Origin of the sequence: Pseudomonas chaetocerotis (assembly GCF_015712105.2) — a bacterium.
Lineage (GTDB): Bacteria > Pseudomonadota > Gammaproteobacteria > Pseudomonadales > Pseudomonadaceae > Aquipseudomonas > Aquipseudomonas chaetocerotis.
On the sequence record NZ_JACFYX020000002.1, the window covers coordinates 402,835 to 420,139 of the forward strand.

Consider the following 17,305-nt stretch of genomic DNA (forward strand, 5'->3'; position numbering starts at 1 on the left):
CCTGGATGACGCGGGATCAGCCCAGCAGGGACATGACCATGCCCGGCATCTGGCCGGCTTGTTTGAGCATGGAGATGCCCGACTGCATCAGCATGGAGTTCTTGCTCATGTTGGCGCTTTCCTTGGCGAAGTCGGCATCCATGATGCGACCCTTGGCCATGTCGGTGTTGTCCTTCATGTTGGCCAGGTTATTGGCGGTGTGGTTCAGACGGTTGATGTTGGCACCGAAGGCAGCACGCATGGCGCCAATGTCGTCCAGAGCGGTGTTGATGGTATCGATCATGGTGTTGGCGCCAGCGGCGGTGGCGATTTCGGTACCGGCAGTGCCTGGGGTGGTGTAGTTGCTGGACAGGCCGTCCAGCGCAGTACCCAGGGCAGCGGACTGAGTCGTAGCGTCCAGTTCCAGGGTTTCGGCAGTGGTGGCGCCGATCTGGAAGGTCACGGCGGCAGCACCAAACTTGCCGGTAGCACCGTCAAGACCGAACAGGGCGTCGCCAGCGTAGCTGGTGTTGGTCATGATGTTGGCCAGCTCTTTACCCAGCTCGTCGTATTCGGCTTGCAGGGCGTCACGGTCAGCCTGGGCGTTGGTGCCGTTGGAGGACTGGGTGGCGAGGTCTTTCATGCGCTGAACGATATCGGTCATTTCGCTGAAAGCGCCTTCGGCGGTCTGCAGCAGCGATACCGCGTCGCTGGTGTTGCGCATGGCCACGTCCATGCCGCGCGACTGGGCGTTCAGACGGGTAGCGATCTGCAGGCCCGCGGCGTCGTCGGCAGCGGAGTTGATGCGCAGGCCAGTGCCCAGACGCTGCTGGTTGGTGCTCAGGGCGTTGTTGGTCTTGCCCAGGTTGGTCTGGGTGATCAGCGAGGAGTAGTTGGTATGAATCGACAGAGCCATGATGATATTCCTTCAGTTGAGTGAAGCTGGCTGTGATTGCCTGCTGTAAGTGAAGGGCGACCGGCTTCTGGCGCTGCTTAAATGGCGCTAGCGATTTTTTCTGCACCTGTGCACTTGCGGCGCTGGTACGGGCTGTCCTGCGTAGGGTGCGCTGTGCGCACCGGCTGTCGTACTGGCGACTCGTGGTGCGCGCGGCGCACCCCACGGGGAGTCGCGGCAAACGAAAACGGCGACCCGAGGGTCGCCGTTTTGTGAAAACCAGGCGTGATCAGCCGATTTCGATCATCTCGAAATCCATCTTGCCGACGCCGCAGTCAGGGCATAGCCAGTCTTCTGGCACGTCTTCCCAGCGGGTGCCGGGAGCGATGCCGTCATCCGGCCAGCCCTGGCTCTCGTCGTAAATCAGTCCACAGACCACGCATTGCCACTTTTTCATAAAAACCTCAGGCCAATCTCACGGTGTTGCGCGACGCAAGCTACCGCAATTGCACTGATGCGCCAAGCCGGCCGGCGGCAATCGCTGCCAGCCAGTGGCCAACCAAAGGCGGGTCGTGCAGTGCACGACCCGCCAGAAGTCAGCGACTGCTCATCAGTGGATCGGTCAGCGCCATGCCATACATCGCCACCAGCGCGATCACGCCGGCCATGGCGAGATAGTAGAGCGTCGGCAGGATGGTCTTGCGCAGGGTGATGCCTTCGCGCCCTAGCAGACCCACGGTCGCCGAGGCCGCCACCACGTTGTGGATGGCGATCATGTTGCCCGCCGCTGCACCGACCGACTGCACCGCCACCATCATCGCCCCGGACACGCCGATCAGCTCCGCCGCGTTGAGCTGGAACTGCGACAGCATCAGGTTGGACACGGTGTTGGAGCCGGCGATGAAGGCGCCCAGTGCGCCGACCGCCGGCGCGAAGAACGGATACACGCCGCCGACGCTATCGGCCACCAGTTGCGCCATGGCCACAGGCATCGACATCAGGTCGCTGCCGTTGACGCCCGAGTTGATCAGGATACGCACCATGGGAATGGTGAAGATCAGTACGAAGCCGGCACCGAGCAGGGTCTTGCTCGACTCGCCCACTGCCGCCTTGAGCTCGGAAAAGCGCATGCGGTGCAGGAAGAAGGTCACCAGCACCACCATGCAGAGGATGCCACCCGGCAGGAAAAGCGGCTCGATGGTGCCGGATACGCCGGTTTCACCGAGGATGTCCTTCCAGCCGAAGCTCAGGCTCATCAGGGCTGCCTTAACCTCGGGGAAGGTACGCGAGATCACCAGGAACACGGCGAGCAACAGGTAGGGCGCCCAGGCCATGGGGACGGAGATCGGCGCCTTGCCGGCCACCTCGTCGAGCTTCATCTCGATCTTGCCCATCCAGTCGGAAGGCCAGTCCTTTGGGTCAGCGAAGTCCCAGGTTTCCTTCGGCAGCAGGAAGCCTGCCTTGGCGGCCGGCACCACGATGGCCAGGCCGACCAGGGCGCCGATCATCGAGGGGAACTCCGGGCCGAGGAACACGCCGGCAGCCATGTACGGCAAGGAGAAGGCGAAGGCGGTGAAGATGGCAAACGGTGCGACGGCCAGGCCTTCCTTCCAGCTCTGATTCTTGCCGAAGAAGCGCGTCATGATCATCACCATGATCAACGGCATCAGCAGACCGATCAGGCCGTGGGTGATGGCCACGCGCGAGTAGATCAGGTGGAAGAAGGTTTCCCAGGTGCTGCCGTTGGCCACCAGTTGTTCGGTGATTCCGGTTCTGTCCAGACCGGCGCCGACACCTACCAGGATCGGCGTGCCCACCGCACCGAAGGAGACCGGTGTGGACTGCACCATCATCCCCAGCACCACCGCAGCCAGTGCCGGGAAGCCCAGGGCTACCAGCAGCGGTGCGGCCACCGCAGCCGGGGTGCCGAAACCGGAGGCGCCCTCGATGAAGCAACCGAACAGCCAGGCGACGATCAGCGCCTGCACGCGGCGATCCGGGCTGATATTGGAGAAGCCCCGGCGGATCGCCGAGATACCTCCCGAGTGCTTGAGGGTGTTGAGCAGCAGAATTGCGCCGAAGATGATCCACAGGATCGAGGCCGTGAGAATCAGCCCCTGCAGGCTGGAGGCGATGACCCGGTTGAGGGACATGTCCCAGGCCAGCAGACCGATCAGGGCGGTGAGGACGAACACCAGCGGCATCGCGTACTTGGCCGGCCAGCGAAAGCCGATCAGCAGTACACCCGCCAGCACCAGCGGCACGAAGGCCAGGATGGACAGCAGCGTTTGACTCATGGGTTGGTTCCTTCTTTTTCTTGTGAACCACAGTTTTCCGGGGACACCCGGCGCCACGCATCTGGAAGGGCTGGGCACCACGGCACCGACCTTTCCGTGAGTCGCGACGGCAGCCGTCGCGCTCATGCTCGAAAGCCCCGACGGTCAGAAACCGTCAGGGCTTGCTACTGCTCAGTGGGAGGGACTTATCTGCGAGCTGTTTGTAGTGGGTTTGTCACGGCTGAAGCCCCTCCCACAGTCATTCAAACCTCCTCTTTGAAACGCAAACGCCAGGCGTGCAGCAGCGGCTCGGTATAGCCGGACGGCTGCTCGCGGCCCTTGAACACCAGGTCATTGGCGGCGCGGAAGGCATGGGATTGCTCGAAGTTCGGTGCCATCGGGCGGTATGCCGCATCGCCGGCATTCTGCCCGTCCACCACCTGCGCCATGCGCTGCAGCGTCTCGCGTACCTGGGCCTCGCTGACCACGCCGTGGTGCAGCCAGTTGGCGATGTGCTGAGCCGAAATGCGCAATGTGGCGCGGTCTTCCATCAGGCCGACGTTGTGGATATCCGGCACCTTGGAGCAGCCGACACCCTGCTCGACCCAACGCACCACGTAACCGAGGATGCCCTGGCAGTTGTTGTCCAGTTCCTGCTGGATATCGCTGGCGCTCCAGGGCCGTTCGGTGCTGACCGGTACGCTGAGCAGGTCATTCAGCAGGCTGTCGCGCTGGCTGGCCAGGTCGATCAGCTCCAGCTCGCTCTGCACCGCCTGCACGTCGATCTTGTGGTAGTGCAGGGCGTGCAGCACGGCGGCGGTCGGCGAGGGCACCCAGGCAGTGTTGGCGCCGGCTTTCGGGTGACCGATCTTCTGTTCGAGCATGGCCGCCATCAGGTCCGGCATGGCCCACATACCCTTGCCGATTTGCGCCTTGCCCCGTAGCCCGCAGGCCAGGCCGACCAGCACGTTGTTGCGCTCGTAAGCCTGGATCCAGGCGCTGGATTTCATATCGCCCTTGCGCAGCATGGCGCCGGCTTCCATGGCGGTGTGCATCTCGTCACCGGTGCGGTCGAGAAAACCGGTGTTGATGAAGGCCACGCGCGCGCTGGCGGCCTCGATGCAGGCCTTGAGGTTGACGCTGGTGCGCCGCTCCTCGTCCATGATGCCCATCTTCAGGGTGCCCGCCGCCATGCCCAGCAACTGTTCGACGCGACCGAACAGCTCGTTGGCGAAGGCCACTTCGAACGGGCCGTGCATCTTCGGTTTGACGATATAGACGCTGCCGGTGCGCGAGTTGCCACGACGCTTGAGGTCATGCAGGGCGATCAGGCTGGTGACCACCGCATCGAGGATGCCCTCGGGAATCTCATGGCCTTCGCCATCGATGATGGCGGGGTTGCTCATCAGGTGGCCGACGTTGCGCACGAACAGCAGCGAGCGACCGTGCAGGGTCAGTTCGCCGCCGTCGGCGCCGGTGTAGGTGCGATCCGGGTTGAGGCGGCGGGTGATACGCTTGCCGCCCTTGTCCAGCTCCTCGGCCAGGTCGCCTTTCATCAGTCCCAGCCAGTTGCGGTAGATCACCACCTTGTCGGCGGCGTCGACGGCGGCTACCGAATCCTCGCAGTCCATGATGGTCGACAACGCCGCTTCCATCAGCACGTCCTTGACGCCCGCTGCGTCGGTGCGGCCGATTGGGCTGCCCGCGTCGATCTGGATCTCGAAGTGCAGGCCGTTGTTCTTCAGCAGCACCGCGCTCGGTGCGGCGGCCTCGCCCTGGAAACCGACGAATTTCTCCGGCTGCGCCAGGGAGGTCTGTACGCCGCTGCTCAGGGTCACCTGCAGCTGGCCGGCGACTACGGCATAGGCGCTTGCGTCCGCGTGCGAGCCCTTGGCCAGCGGCGCCGCCTGATCGAGGAAGGCGCGGGCGAAGGCGATCACCTTGGCGCCGCGGACTTCGTTGTAGCCGGGGCCCTTGCTGGCGCCACCCTCTTCGCTGATCGCGTCGGTGCCATACAGCGCGTCGTACAGCGAGCCCCAGCGAGCGTTGGCGGCGTTCAGTGCGTAACGTGCATTCATCACCGGCACCACCAGTTGCGGGCCGGCCTGGCTGGCGATCTCGCTGTCGACGTTAGCGGTGGTCGCCTTGACCTTCTCCGGCTGTGGCAGCAGATAGCCGATGGCGCCGAGGAAGGCGCGGTAAGCGTTCATATCGCGGATCGGACCGGGGTTGGCGCGATGCCAGGCATCCAGCTCGGTCTGCAGGCGGTCGCGTTCGGCCAGCAGCGCACGGTTGCGTGGCGCCAGATCGTGCACCAGCGCGTCAAAACCACTCCAGAAGTTCGCAGCCTCGATCCCGCTGCCGGGCAGCACTTCGTGTTCGATGAACTGCTTGAGCTCGGCGGCTACCTGCAGGCGCTGACATTGCACGCGTTCGGTCATTTTTCTGTTCTCCTGTCTATTCGCTCCCCTCTCCCTTTGGGAGAGGGGCTGGGGGTGAGGGGTTATGGCGGTGCGCTGCAAAGCCCCTCATCCGGCACTTCGTGCCACCTTCTCCCGGAGGGAGAAGGGCATCAGTTGGCGGCTGCGCCGCATGTTTAAAGGGCCGCAATACCTGCTTTTGCCACTTGCGCATCCTGCTCGGCCTTGACCCCGGATACGCCCACGGCGCCCACCACCTGGCCATCCACCAGCACCGGCACGCCACCTTCCAGCGAGGTAATCAGCGGCGCGCTGAGGAAGGCGTTGCGCCCGCCATTGACCATGTCCTCGTAACCCTTGGTTTCGCGGCGGCCGATGGCGGCGCTGCGGGCTTTCTCGGTGGCGATGTAGGCGCCGATGGGCGCGCAGCCGTCGAGGCGTTCCAGGGCCAGCGGATGACCGCCGTCATCGACCACGGCGATGGCCACGGCCCAGCCCTGTTGCTGCGCTTCGCTGCGTGCTGCCTGAAGGATCTGGGCAACTTCGTTCTGGCTGAGTACGGCTTTGTGGTGCATGACGGACCTCGTGTTCGTGGTTTCTCTCCCCTCTCACGAGGGTTCAGTTGTAGGGTGGATGTCGCTTTTTACATCCACCGCTTTGGTGGATCGGTGAAGCGGGATCCACCCTACGGTTAGCGTTCGACGGGCAGGGTTACGCCCTAGTCGGCGTGATCACTCCATCGCCTCCTCGACGATCTCGATCCAGTGCCGCACTGGCGTACGCCCGGCGCCATCCAGATGGGTCTGGCAGCCGATGTTGGCGGTGACGATGGCGTCCGGCTTGCCGCTTTCCAGGGCGTTCAACTTGTTGTCGCGAAGCTGCCTGGACAGTTCGGGCTGGGTCAGCGAATAGGTGCCGGCCGAGCCGCAGCACAGGTGGCCGTCCGGTACGGCAGTCAGGCCGAAGCCCAGGCGCGTCAACACACCTTCCACTGCGCCGCCGAGCTTCTGCGCATGCTGCAGGGTGCAGGGGCAATGGAAGGCCAGGCGCTGCTCGGCGCGCACCTGCAGTTTCTCCAGCGCCTCGCTTTGCAGCACCTCGACCAGGTCCTTGGCCAGGGCGCTGACCCGCGCCGCCTTGCCGGCATAGGCCGGATCGCCGGCGAGCAGATGGCCGTAGTCCTTGACGAAGGCGCCGCAGCCGCTGGCGGTCTGTACGATGGCTTCGGCACCGGCTTCGATGGCCGGCCACCAGGCGTCGATGTTCTGTCGAGCGCGTTGCAGGCCGGCTTCCTGAGCGTTGAGGTGATAGTCCACGGCGCCGCAGCAACCCGCTTCGCGAATCGGCGTGACGCTGATACCGAGGCGATCCAGCACGCGCGCGGTAGCAGCATTGGTGTTGGGCGACAGCCCCGGCTGCACGCAGCCTTCGAGCATCAACACGCGGCGCGTGTGCTGCTGCGTCGGGCGCGGCTTGGCTGGGCGAATCTCGCGCGGCAGCTTGGCCTTGAGCGCGGCCGGCAGCAGCGGACGCAGGGCCAGGCCGGTCTGGGTCAGCGTCCTGAACAGCGCCGGTCGTGGTACTACGGCGCGCAGGCCCTGACGCAGCAGGCGTTCGTTCAGTGGTCGCGGTACCGCCTGTTCGACCACTTCGCGACCGATATCCAGCAGGTTGTGGTACTGCACACCGGACGGGCAGGTGGTTTCGCAGTTGCGGCAGGTCAGGCAGCGATCCAGATGCTGCTGGGTCTTGGCCGTGACCTCGTTGCCCTCGAGCATCTGCTTGATCAGGTAGATGCGCCCACGCGGGCCGTCCAACTCGTCGCCGAGCAACTGATAGGTCGGGCAGGTGGCGTTGCAGAAGCCGCAATGCACGCAGGAGCGCAGGATGCGTTCGGCTTCCTCGGCGCGCGGCAGGCGTTTGGCCTGTTCACTCAAATTGGTCTGCACGTCTTATACCTCGGCGTACATGCGGCCAGGGTTGAAAATACCCTGGGGGTCGAGCTGGTTCTTCAGCTGGCGCTGGTAGCGCAGCAGCGGTGCAGCCAGCGGCTGGAAAGGTTGCGCGTGGCCGGCAGCGAAGCAGGTGACATGGCCGCCGAGTTTGGCCGTCACGCGCTGGATCAGCTCGCCATCGGCGTCCGTCTTCAGCCAGCGCTGCGCGCCGCCCCAGTCGATCAACTGGCGACCGGGCAGGTCGAGCAGACCACTATTGGCTGGCAGCGACAGTCGCCAGAGGGAACCGCTGGTGCTGAAGAACGGCAGGCGCTGTTCGCGCAGCTGCTGCCAGTAACCGCTGTCGATCTCTTCGCCACCGAGACGCTGGCGTGCGGCCTGTACCGAGCCCTCGCCACCTTCCAGGCGCAGGTGCAGCGCCGCACCGTCGTGGCTGGCAGCGCTGATCGGCAGTGGCTGCTGGCCCCACTCGGCGAGCTTGTTCAGCGCATGCAGGGCGTCCACTTCCAGGCGCAGGCTGAGCACCTGACGCGGCTTGGGCAGCACCTTGAGCGACACTTCGGCGAGCAGGCCGAGGCAGCCGAAACTGCCTGCCATCAGTCGCGACAGGTCGTAGCCGGCGACGTTCTTCATTACCTCGCCGCCGAAGCGCAGCAGCTTGCCCTGGCCGGTGATCACGCGGGTGCCGAGCACCTGGTCACGCACCGAGCCGGCCCAGGGCCGACGCGGGCCGGACAGCCCAGCGGCGACCATGCCTCCGAGGGTGGCGCCATCGCCCAGATGCGGCGGTTCGCACGGCAGCATCTGGTTGTTGGCCTCCAGCGCCGCCTCGATTTCGGTGAGTGGCGTGCCGGCGCGAGCGGTGAGTACCAGCTCGGTCGGGTCGTAGCTGACGATGCCACGGTGCAGCCGGGTGTCGAGCACCTCGCCGCTGGTGGCGCGGCCCAGGTGGGCCTTGCTGCCGCTGCCCTGGATGCGCAGCGGCGTGGCGCTGTTGAGCGCGTGGTTGACCTGTTCCAGCAACGCGGCGCTGGCGTCGAAATCATGCGACATCAGAAACGCTCCAGTTCCGGGAAGGGCAGTTGGCCGTGGTGCACGTGCATGGCGCCGAACTCGGCGCAACGGTGCAGGGTGGGAATGTTCTTGCCCGGGTTGAGCAGGCCGCTCGGATCGAACGCCGCCTTCACGGCGTGGAACAGGGTGATTTCGTCGCTGTTGAACTGTGCGCACATCTGGTTGATCTTCTCGCGGCCCACGCCGTGCTCGCCGGTGATGCTGCCGCCGACCTTGACGCAGAGTTCGAGGATCTTGCCGCCAATGGCTTCGGCGCGCTCCAGTTCACCGGGCACATTGGCATCGAAGAGGATCAGCGGATGCATGTTGCCGTCGCCAGCGTGAAACACGTTGGCCACGCGCAGGCCGTATTCCTCGGACAGCTCGGCGATGCCGCGCAGCACGCCCGGCAGTTCTCTGCGGGGGATGGTGCCGTCCATGCAGTAGTAATCCGGCGAGATACGTCCGACCGCCGGGAAGGCATTCTTGCGTCCGGCCCAGAATTTCACTCGTTCGGCTTCGTCGCGGGCCAGGCGCACTTCTGTGGCGCCGGCCTTCTCCAGTACTTCGCGCACCCGTTCGCAGTCGTCGGCCACGTCGGCTTCCACGCCGTCCAGTTCGCACAGCAGGATGGCTTCGGCCTCTACCGGGTAGCCGGCGTGGATGAAGTCCTCGGCGGCGCGGATGGCCAGGTTGTCCATCATCTCCAGGCCACCGGGAATGATGCCGGCGGCGATGATGTCACCGACCGCGCGCCCGGCCTTTTCCACCGAGTCGAAGGCCGCCAGCAGTACCTTGGCCACCTGCGGCTTGGGCAGTAGCTTGACGGTGACCTCGGTGACGATACCGAGCATGCCCTCGGAGCCGGTGAACAGCGCCAGCAGGTCGAAGCCGGGAGCGTCCAGGGCGTCGCTGCCAAGGGTCATGAACTCGCCCTCGACAGTGAGAATGTCGACCTTGAGCAGGTTATGCACGGTCAGGCCGTACTTCAGGCAGTGCACGCCGCCGGCATTCTCGGCGACGTTGCCGCCGATGGAGCAGGCGATCTGCGAGGACGGGTCGGGGGCGTAATACAGGTCGAAGGGCGCGGCGGCCTGGGATATCGCCAGGTTGCGTACGCCGGGCTGCACCCGGGCGAAGCGACCTTCGCGGTTGATCTCGAGAATCTGGTTGAAGCGCGCCATCACTAGCAGGATGCCCTTTTCCAGCGGCAGTGCGCCGCCGGACAGGCCGGTACCGGCGCCGCGCGCCACCACCGGCACGCTTCGGGTGTGGCAGAGCTTGAGCAACTGCTGCACCTGCTCGATGCGCTCGGGCAGCACTACCAGCATCGGCGTGGTGCGGTAGGCGGACAGGCCATCGCACTCGTAGGGCTTGAGGTCTTCCTGGGTGTGCAGGATCTCGAGGTCGGGCAGGCGCTGGCGCAACTCCGCCAGCAGGGCGGCCTTGTCGACCTCGGGTAGCGCGCCGTCGACGCGCTCGTCGTACAGAATGCTCATGGCAGGCTCAATCGTGGACGTTGTTGTTATTGGCGGTCATGCCGCGACCTTGGGCCGCATGTTTAGGCTGCCTGCAGGTTTACGTCCATCCTCTTTGATACTGGTAGGACCAGTTTCTTTCGTCAGGCTTTCACACTGTGTCTATCAAAGCGCTTATTCTTTGCAGTCTTGACCAGGGATTGAGGGCGCAGTCAGCGGCCCTTCGTTAACTGGTACGACCAGTTGTGTGGAGGCCTGTATGGACACTGATCAGCGTGCTGCGCGGCGGCAGGTCAGCGATGTGGTAGCAGAGCGGATTGAACGCCTGATCGTCGATGGCGTGCTCAAGGTAGGACAGCCGCTACCATCGGAGCGTCGCCTGTGCGAGAAGCTGGGCATCTCCCGCTCGGCGCTGCGCGAAGGGCTCAAGGTGCTGCGCGGTCGCGGCATCATCGAGACTGCCCAGGGCCGTGATTCACGGGTAGCCAAGCTCAGCGGCGAGCGTGACGCCAGCCCGCTGATGCACCTGTTCAACTCGCAACCGCGCACCCTTTACGACCTGCTGGAGGTACGCGGTCTGCTCGAAGGCGAGTCCGCGCGCCTGGCGGCGCTGCGCGGCACCGATGCCGACTTCGTCCTGCTGACCCGGCGTTACGAAGAAATGCTCGCCGCGCACACCCAGGAAAATCCGGTCGACCCGCGTGAACATGCGCGCCTCGACCATGCCTTTCACCTGGCCATTTGCGAGGCTTCGCACAACCCGGTGCTGGTACACACCCTGCAGTCGCTGACCGACCTGATGCTCAGCACCGTGTTCGCCTCGGTGAACAACCTCTACCACCGTCCGGCGCAGAAGCGACAGATCGACCGCCAGCATTCGAGGCTGTATCACGCCGTGATCGAGCGCCTGCCGGAACAGGCTCAGCGCGCGGCGCGCGACCACATCAACAGCATCCGCGACAACCTGCAGGAGATCGAGCAGGAAGAGCAGCGCCTGGTGCGCGCGACCATGCGTCTGGAAGGCTGGGCGTAGGGCGGGTGAAAGCCGCCACAAGGGGCCGGCGGGTCGCACCCGCCCTACGTGCTTCAACGCCAAGTAGAAGCCAGAGCCGCGCCGCGACTCCCGTAGGGTGGGTTAGCGGCGCCGGGCGCTGGTGTTTCAGGCCCGGTGAAAGTCGTGCGCCGCGTAACCCACCAGGCGATGGATGGCGTTGCGCCTATGGTGGGTTACGCCGCAGCAAGCACAGCGGACATTTCAAGAGCGCACGACAGGCGGCTAACCCACCCTACGCATCGGCGTTATCTGAAGATGCTGGTCACCACTCCTTCTTCCACGACCTGCGCTTCGATCACCTTCTGGCTGCCGAGGTTGCGCACGCGGATCACCTCGCCTTCGCGGCCATTGGCCAGGGCTTCGCCGGTGGCCGACGCAGAGATACCGTCCTGGCTGGCGATGATGGTCACCTGCTGGCCGCGACGGATCAGCAGGGGCGCGGCGAGCAGATTCGGCGCGATCAACTGGCCGGCGCGCAGGCGACGCTTGGCGCCCTGGCCGATCACCTCGTCGACGCTGTTATAGAAGCCGCGTGAGGCTCTGCCGACGTTCACTTCCTGCAGTTGCAGCTGTTCGGCGGCGATGGTCTGGCCGCGTTCGATCACGCGGGCGGCATGCACGGCCGGCAGGAACACGCTGGCCTGCACCAGGGCCGTGACGCTCCAGCCGGGCGCATCGGCGCAGCTCAGGTCCAGGCGTTGACGTGACAGGGGAGAGGGATCGTCGCTGCTGACTGTCACGCTCAGCGCCTGGGTACAGGCCGGCAGGCGTTCGGCGCTATTGAGCAGGGTGATATCGAGGCTGTGGCGCTGCCCTTGCCAGGCCTGGCGCCTGGCTTCCTCGGCCAGCATCTGCTGCATGTGTGCGGTCACGGCCTGGTCGATCTGGCTGGCGGCATCGGTCTCACCGTACGCAGCGCTCAGCGGCAGCAGGGCAAGGAGGAAAAGCGTCGACACCCAGGCGGAAAAGCCCTTTCCGCTTTTCCTCCAGGCCGCGCTTCGATGCGGAAGGAAGGCGACGCGGAAGTCGTCTTTCAGTCTTGTGAATGCCTTTAAAATCAATGTGATACGGCTCTCTACTGGGTTGGGCACGCTTTGTGCTGAAGGCACCTGGGCACAACCTTGGGTTAAGGGTACCGGTAAATGAGTATACGGATTGATGACGTGGTGGGCCTGCATTCGCGAGCGATCGAACTGCGTATGCAGCGCAGCGAAATCCTCGCTGCCAACCTGGCCAACGAAGACACCCCGGGCTTTCTCGCCCGTGACATCGATTTTGCTGACGAGATGCGGCAGCTCGACTCGCAGCCGGCATTCGCCGCCAGCAGCGCGGATCTCAAGTACCGCGTACCGACCCAGCCGTCGCAGGACGGCAACAGCGTCGAGCTGAGTGTGGAGCAGGCCGCGTTCTCCAAGAACAGCATGGACTTCCAGACCAGCCTGACCTTTCTCAGCATGAAATTCCGTGGCCTGAAACAGGCCATCGAGGGGCGTTGATCATGGCTTTCGACTCCATCTACCGCATCGCTGGCTCGTCGATGAACGCGCAGACCGTGCGCCTCAATACGGTGGCCAGCAACCTGGCCAACGCCGATTCGGCCGCCGCCAGCGCTGAGGACGTGTACCAGGCACGCAAGCCGGTGTTCGCTGCCGTCTACAACAACGACCAGCTGACCCGCAGCGCAGGCATGGGCGGCGCCCATGTGCAGGTGCTCGATGTGGTCACTGCCGGTCGTGAACCGGTACGCCGCTATGAGCCGGACAATCCCCTGGCCGATGACCAGGGCTACGTGTTCTACGCCGACATCGATCAGATCGAAGAGATGACCGACATGATGTCGGCCACCCGCAGCTTCGAGACCAGCGTCGAAGTGCTCAATCGCCTGAAAAGCATGCAGCAGGGCCTGCTCAAGCTCGGAGAATCCTGATGACCACGGTCAGTAATAACAGCCAGAACAATCCCGCTTACAGCATCGACGAGGCGGTGAAGCAGTCGGTCAACGTCAGCGATGCGACCCAGTTGGAAAATAACTTTCTCACCCTGATGGTCGCGCAGATCCAGAACCAGGACCCGACCAAACCGGTGGACAGCACTGAGTTCCTCAATCAGTTCGCCGCCATGAGCCAGGTCAAGAGCCTGGAAAACATGGCCTCGCTGAGCAAGAGCAACCTGGTGCTGCTGGACAACCTGCAGACCCTCACCGCCGCTGGTCTGGTCGGCCAGGAAGTGAAGGTGGCGACCGAGCAATTGGAGCTGGGTGCGGACAAGGTCAAGGGTGAGATCAACCTGGAGCATGCCGCCGGCACGCTGGCTCTGGTGGTCACCGACAGCAATGGCGTGAAGAAGGAGATCGCGCTTGGCAGCCAGGCACCGGGGCGCGTGCCCTTCGAGCTGGACCCCGAGGCCCTTGGCCTGGCGCCGGGCAGCTACAAGGTCGAGGTCAAGAGCGACAGCGGCGAGTACCCCAAAGTCGAGGTAGCCGGTCGCGTCACCCAGGTGCGCGTCAGCGCCGAAGGGCCTGTGCTGGAAGTCGTCGGCGTTGGCACCGTGCCCTTCTACAACATCACCGAATTCGGCCAGACGCAGACCGCCGGTCTGCTCTGAACCCTCCTACTCGTTTAATTCAAAGGTCCAGTCGCCATGAGTTTCAACATCGCCATGACCGGCCTCAGCGCCGTCAACGAACAGCTCAACACCATCAGCCACAACATCGCCAACGCCGGCACCACCGGCTTCAAGTCCTCGCGCACCGAATTCGGCAGCATCTACGCCGACAGCCAGGCGATGGGCGTGGAGGTGCTGGCCACCACCCAGAGCATCAGCCAGGGCGGGTCCCTGGTGACCACTGGGCGCAGCCTGGACCTGGCCATCTCCGGCGGTGGCTTCTTCGTCACCCGTGATACCAACGGCGACCTGAGCTACACCCGCGCCGGCGTGTTCGGCGCCGACAAGGACAACAATATCGTCAACGCTGCCGGGCAGACCCTGCAGGGTTATCCAGTGGACGCCGCCGGCAACCTGCTGGTCGGCGCCATGGGCGACCTGCAACTGCAGAACGCCAACCTGCCGGCCCGCGCCACCGACACCCTGGCCTTCGTCATGAACCTGGACTCCAACCAGACCGTGCCGGCCACTGCGCCGTTCGACCCGGCGGACGTGAATACCTACAACTCCACCTACACCACCAAGGTGTTCGACTCCCAGGGCAAGGAACACACCCTGACCCAGTACTTCGTGAAGACTGGCGCCAACACCTGGGATGCCTACTACTACCAGGGCAACACCGCTGTCGGCGGCCCGCAGGCACTGACTTTCGGCACCAACGGCACGCTTACCGCGCCCGTTGGCCCGGTCAACGTCGGCTTCGCCCTGCCAGGTGTCGACCCGATGAACATCGCCATCGACTACAGCAACTCCAGCCAGTACGGCTCCGACTTCGTCGTCACCAGCAACCGTGCGAGCGGCTATGCCGCAGGCGAGCAGACCGGTCTGGCGGTGGAGAAGGACGGCATGGTCTACGCCAACTACAGCAACGGCCAGCGCATGCTCCAGGGCCAGGTGGCGCTGGCCACCTTCGCCAATGCCGGCGGCCTGAAGAACATCAGCGGTACCGCCTGGGTGGAGACCGCCGACTCCGGCGCTGCACTGATCGGCGTGCCGGGTGTCGGTCCGTTCGGCGAGCTGGTGGCCGGTTCGCTGGAGAACTCCAACGTCGACCTGACCCAGCAACTGGTCGGTTTGATGGAGGGTCAGCGCAACTACCAGGCCAACACCAAGGTGCTGACCACCAACAAGGAACTCACCCAAGTTCTGTTCGGCGCGATCTGAGGCTGACCCATGGACCGTCTCGGTTATACCGCAATGACCGCCGCCAGCCGCACCATGAGCTCGCTCACGGTGCGCGCCAACAACCTGGCCAACGTCAACACGCCCGGCTTTCGTGCCGACATGGAGCAAGCCCAGGCTGTCGCCGTGGAAGGCTACGGCTACGACAGCCGGCACCTGGTGCGGGTGAAGAACAACGGCGTCAACCTCGCCCCCGGTGAGTTGATGGCCACCGGCCGTGATCTCGACGTGGCGATCCAGGGCCGTGGCCTGTTCACTGTCGAAGGCGATGGCGGTGCAGAGCGTTATACGCGCAACGGCGCGCTGCAGGTCGATGCCGAGCTGCGTCTGACCCTGAACGGCCGCGCCGTGCTGGGCGAGGGCGGCCCCATTGTGTTGCCCGAGTACGACAGCCTGCACATCGGTCGCGACGGCACCGTTTCGGTGATCCCGCGTGGTGACTTCGTCACCGCCGAGGTCGATCGCATCCGCGTGGTGGATGTCGACGCCGCCGACCTGACCAAGGATGCCAGCGGCCTGCTGGCGCGCACCGACGGTCAGCCAGCCGAGGACATGGAAACGCCGGTGCTGGTCTCCGGTTACCTGGAGGCCAGCAACGTCGGCGCCATCGATCAGTTGGTGGCGACCATGAGCCTGAACCGCCTGTTCGAGACCCAGGTGAAGATGATGAAGGCCGCCGAGGACCTGTCCGAAGCCGGCAACCGTATGATTCGTGGCAGTTGACGGTTCGTAGGATGGGCTTCAGCCCACCTGGCTGTTCTGCAATGGTGGGCTGAAACGGATCGCCGCCCGCCCCACCCTCAGGTGACAGAACACGACTAGGTAGCCCGGATGCAATCCGGGAACGATTTCCCCGGATTGCATCCGGGCTACAGGTATAGAGGAGACACGACATGAGTTCCGCACTTTGGGTCAGCAAGACCGGCCTGGCCGCTCAGGACAAGGCCATGAGCGCCGTGGCCAACAACCTGGCCAACGTCAACACCAATGGCTTCAAGAGCGACCGCGTGGTGTTCGAGGATCTGTTCTACGCCATCGAACTGCAGCCGGGTGCGCAGGCCGATGAGGTCAACACCGTGCCTTCGGGCATCCAGCTTGGCAGCGGTGTGCGCGTGGCCGGCACGCAGAAGGTGTTCACCGAAGGCAGCATCCAGACCACCGGCCAGCCGATGGATCTGGCCATCATCGGCGCCGGCTTCTTCCAGGTGGAAGCGCCAAACGGCGACATCTACTACACCGAGAACGGCCAACTGCAGCTCAATGCCGAAGGCATGATCGTCAACTCCCAGGGCCTGCCGCTGACGCCGGCCATCGAAGTGCCGGCCGGTAGCAGCCGATTCACCGTGGGCAGCGACGGCATCGTCACCGCCGTGCTGGCCGGCGATACCCTGCCTTCGGAGCTGGGCCAGATCACCCTGGTCAGCTTCACCAATCCGAGTGGCCTCGAAGCGCTCGGCGGCAACCTCTACCGCGAAACCGTGGCCAGCGGCGAGCCGGTCGAGGGCGTGCCCGGCGAAGAAGGCCTGGGCAACCTCAAGCAGGGCGTGCTGGAAGGCTCCAACGTGCAGGTGGTCGAGGCGATGGTGGCGATGATCTCCATCCAGCGCGCCTACGAGGCCAACGCCAAGGTGCTCGACGCCGCGTCGGGCATGCAGCAGTTCCTCAACCAGACCGTGTGATTGCCATGAAGCGCCTGATCCCGCTCGCCCTGCTCCTGACCCTGGGTGGCTGCGCCAGCTTCAACGAGATGCTGCCCGACGAAGACTCGAGCCAGTACGAACCCTTGCAACTGGACTACAGCGTGCCACCGAGCACCGGTGGCGGGCTGTTTCGCAGCGGCTACAGCGGTTCGCTGACCGGCGACAAGCGTGCGGTGCGGGTCGGCGACATCCTCACCGTGGTACTCGACGAGTCCACCCAGTCGAGCAAGAGCGCCGGCACCAGCTTCGGCAAAAGCTCGGGCGTGTCCGTTGGTATTCCCACGGTGCTGGGCAATACCTACGACCGTCTGGAAAGCTCCGCCGAGGCCGAGCGCGACTTCAATGGCTCGGCGCGCAGCTCGCAGCAGAACACCCTGCGCGGCTCCATCGCGGTGACCGTGCACCAGGTGCTGCCCAACGGCACGCTGCTGATCAAGGGCGAGAAGGCCCTGCGCCTGAACCAGGGCGACGAATACATCCGCCTGGTCGGCCTGGTGCGCATGGACGACATCAACCGTGCCAACCAGGTGTCCTCGCAGAACGTGGCCAACGCGCGCATCTCCTACGCCGGGCGCGGCGTGCTCAGCGACAGTAATTCGGCCGGTTGGCTGACGCGTTTCTTCACCAGCCCGCTGTTCCCGCTCTGAGG

At 64.6% G+C, this 17,305-nt stretch carries 17 protein-coding genes; 8 read left to right on the plus strand and 9 right to left on the minus strand.

The window, feature by feature from the left end; all coding sequences use genetic code 11:
* Positions 1–16: 16 nt before the first annotated feature.
* The 8 genes from lafA to glcD form a co-directional block, all read right to left on the minus strand.
* The gene (lafA, locus tag H3221_RS05870; protein ID WP_160016941.1) at positions 17–895 is read right to left on the minus strand and encodes a lateral flagellin LafA; all 879 of its coding nucleotides are present in this window, start codon (positions 893–895) and stop codon (positions 17–19) included.
* Between the two features lie 268 nt (positions 896–1,163).
* Positions 1,164–1,331 carry a rubredoxin gene (locus H3221_RS05875; RefSeq protein WP_003242223.1) on the minus strand — a complete coding sequence of 56 codons (168 nt, stop codon included), beginning with the start codon at positions 1,329–1,331 and terminating at the stop codon, positions 1,164–1,166.
* A 139-nt stretch (positions 1,332–1,470) separates the two neighbouring features.
* On the minus strand, positions 1,471–3,171 hold the full coding sequence (locus H3221_RS05880; RefSeq protein WP_196474221.1) for an L-lactate permease: 1,701 nt from the start codon (positions 3,169–3,171) through the stop codon (positions 1,471–1,473).
* Positions 3,172–3,413: 242 nt separating this feature from the next.
* Entirely contained in the window at positions 3,414–5,591 is a 2,178-nt protein-coding gene (locus H3221_RS05885; RefSeq protein ID WP_196474220.1) for a malate synthase G, read from the minus strand.
* A 155-nt stretch (positions 5,592–5,746) separates the two neighbouring features.
* Positions 5,747–6,145, minus strand: coding sequence for a heme-binding protein (locus H3221_RS05890; protein WP_196474219.1), 399 nt, complete (start codon positions 6,143–6,145; stop codon positions 5,747–5,749).
* Between the two features lie 156 nt (positions 6,146–6,301).
* Positions 6,302–7,519, minus strand: coding sequence for a glycolate oxidase subunit GlcF (gene glcF / locus H3221_RS05895; protein WP_196474218.1), 1,218 nt, complete (start codon positions 7,517–7,519; stop codon positions 6,302–6,304).
* A 3-nt stretch (positions 7,520–7,522) separates the two neighbouring features.
* Positions 7,523–8,578 carry a glycolate oxidase subunit GlcE gene (gene glcE / locus H3221_RS05900; RefSeq protein ID WP_196474217.1) on the minus strand — a complete coding sequence of 352 codons (1,056 nt, stop codon included), beginning with the start codon at positions 8,576–8,578 and terminating at the stop codon, positions 7,523–7,525.
* Entirely contained in the window at positions 8,578–10,077 is a 1,500-nt protein-coding gene (glcD, locus tag H3221_RS05905) for a glycolate oxidase subunit GlcD (protein ID WP_196474216.1), read from the minus strand. Before glcD ends, glcE begins: the two co-directional genes overlap by 1 nt.
* A 238-nt stretch (positions 10,078–10,315) precedes the next feature.
* Here glcD and glcC point away from each other — a divergent pair, with 238 nt between their 5' ends.
* The gene (gene glcC, locus H3221_RS05910) at positions 10,316–11,089 is read left to right on the plus strand and encodes a transcriptional regulator GlcC (protein ID WP_196474215.1); all 774 of its coding nucleotides are present in this window, start codon (positions 10,316–10,318) and stop codon (positions 11,087–11,089) included.
* A gap of 266 nt (positions 11,090–11,355) precedes the next feature.
* Here the strand turns inward: glcC and flgA are convergent, their stop codons facing one another.
* A complete protein-coding gene (gene flgA, locus H3221_RS05915; RefSeq protein WP_224490503.1) occupies positions 11,356–12,066 on the minus strand; it encodes a flagellar basal body P-ring formation chaperone FlgA in 711 nt (236 codons plus the stop codon).
* A gap of 186 nt (positions 12,067–12,252) precedes the next feature.
* Between flgA and flgB the strand changes: the two genes are divergently transcribed.
* The 7 genes from flgB to flgH all read left to right on the plus strand — a co-directional run bounded on the left by flgB (position 12,253) and on the right by flgH (position 17,303).
* Entirely contained in the window at positions 12,253–12,606 is a 354-nt protein-coding gene (gene flgB, locus H3221_RS05920) for a flagellar basal body rod protein FlgB (RefSeq protein WP_196474214.1), read from the plus strand.
* Between the two features lie 2 nt (positions 12,607–12,608).
* Positions 12,609–13,037: a flagellar basal body rod protein FlgC gene (gene flgC / locus H3221_RS05925; protein WP_160016933.1), complete on the plus strand. Its 429-nt coding sequence runs from the start codon at positions 12,609–12,611 to the stop codon at positions 13,035–13,037.
* Positions 13,037–13,714: a flagellar hook assembly protein FlgD gene (flgD, locus tag H3221_RS05930; protein ID WP_160016932.1), complete on the plus strand. Its 678-nt coding sequence runs from the start codon at positions 13,037–13,039 to the stop codon at positions 13,712–13,714. Before flgC ends, flgD begins: the two co-directional genes overlap by 1 nt.
* A 36-nt stretch (positions 13,715–13,750) precedes the next feature.
* Positions 13,751–14,938, plus strand: a complete 1,188-nt coding sequence (gene flgE, locus H3221_RS05935) for a flagellar hook protein FlgE (RefSeq protein WP_196474213.1) — start codon at positions 13,751–13,753, stop codon at positions 14,936–14,938.
* Positions 14,939–14,947: 9 nt separating this feature from the next.
* Entirely contained in the window at positions 14,948–15,679 is a 732-nt protein-coding gene (locus H3221_RS05940) for a flagellar basal body rod protein FlgF (protein ID WP_196474212.1), read from the plus strand.
* Between the two features lie 170 nt (positions 15,680–15,849).
* The gene (flgG, locus tag H3221_RS05945; RefSeq protein ID WP_072423629.1) at positions 15,850–16,635 is read left to right on the plus strand and encodes a flagellar basal-body rod protein FlgG; all 786 of its coding nucleotides are present in this window, start codon (positions 15,850–15,852) and stop codon (positions 16,633–16,635) included.
* 5 nt (positions 16,636–16,640) lie between these two features.
* Positions 16,641–17,303: a flagellar basal body L-ring protein FlgH gene (gene flgH / locus H3221_RS05950; protein ID WP_196474211.1), complete on the plus strand. Its 663-nt coding sequence runs from the start codon at positions 16,641–16,643 to the stop codon at positions 17,301–17,303.
* Positions 17,304–17,305 lie beyond the last annotated feature (2 nt).

What these genes read in the sequence shown, in the direction of transcription:
- H3221_RS05890 (WP_196474219.1), bottom strand. Translation starts at nt 6,145, where the DNA reads ATGCACCACAAAGCCGTACTCAGCCAGAACGAAGTTGCCCAGATCCTT.
- H3221_RS05880 (WP_196474221.1), bottom strand. Translation starts at nt 3,171, where the DNA reads ATGAGTCAAACGCTGCTGTCCATCCTGGCCTTCGTGCCGCTGGTGCTG.
- flgG (WP_072423629.1), top strand. Translation starts at nt 15,850, where the DNA reads ATGAGTTCCGCACTTTGGGTCAGCAAGACCGGCCTGGCCGCTCAGGAC.
- flgH (WP_196474211.1), top strand. Translation starts at nt 16,641, where the DNA reads ATGAAGCGCCTGATCCCGCTCGCCCTGCTCCTGACCCTGGGTGGCTGC.
- H3221_RS05875 (WP_003242223.1), bottom strand. Translation starts at nt 1,331, where the DNA reads ATGAAAAAGTGGCAATGCGTGGTCTGTGGACTGATTTACGACGAGAGC.
- H3221_RS05885 (WP_196474220.1), bottom strand. Translation starts at nt 5,591, where the DNA reads ATGACCGAACGCGTGCAATGTCAGCGCCTGCAGGTAGCCGCCGAGCTC.
- glcD (WP_196474216.1), bottom strand. Translation starts at nt 10,077, where the DNA reads ATGAGCATTCTGTACGACGAGCGCGTCGACGGCGCGCTACCCGAGGTC.
- glcC (WP_196474215.1), top strand. Translation starts at nt 10,316, where the DNA reads ATGGACACTGATCAGCGTGCTGCGCGGCGGCAGGTCAGCGATGTGGTA.
- flgC (WP_160016933.1), top strand. Translation starts at nt 12,609, where the DNA reads ATGGCTTTCGACTCCATCTACCGCATCGCTGGCTCGTCGATGAACGCG.
- flgD (WP_160016932.1), top strand. Translation starts at nt 13,037, where the DNA reads ATGACCACGGTCAGTAATAACAGCCAGAACAATCCCGCTTACAGCATC.
- flgE (WP_196474213.1), top strand. Translation starts at nt 13,751, where the DNA reads ATGAGTTTCAACATCGCCATGACCGGCCTCAGCGCCGTCAACGAACAG.
- lafA (WP_160016941.1), bottom strand. Translation starts at nt 895, where the DNA reads ATGGCTCTGTCGATTCATACCAACTACTCCTCGCTGATCACCCAGACC.
- H3221_RS05940 (WP_196474212.1), top strand. Translation starts at nt 14,948, where the DNA reads ATGGACCGTCTCGGTTATACCGCAATGACCGCCGCCAGCCGCACCATG.
- flgB (WP_196474214.1), top strand. Translation starts at nt 12,253, where the DNA reads ATGAGTATACGGATTGATGACGTGGTGGGCCTGCATTCGCGAGCGATC.
- glcE (WP_196474217.1), bottom strand. Translation starts at nt 8,578, where the DNA reads ATGTCGCATGATTTCGACGCCAGCGCCGCGTTGCTGGAACAGGTCAAC.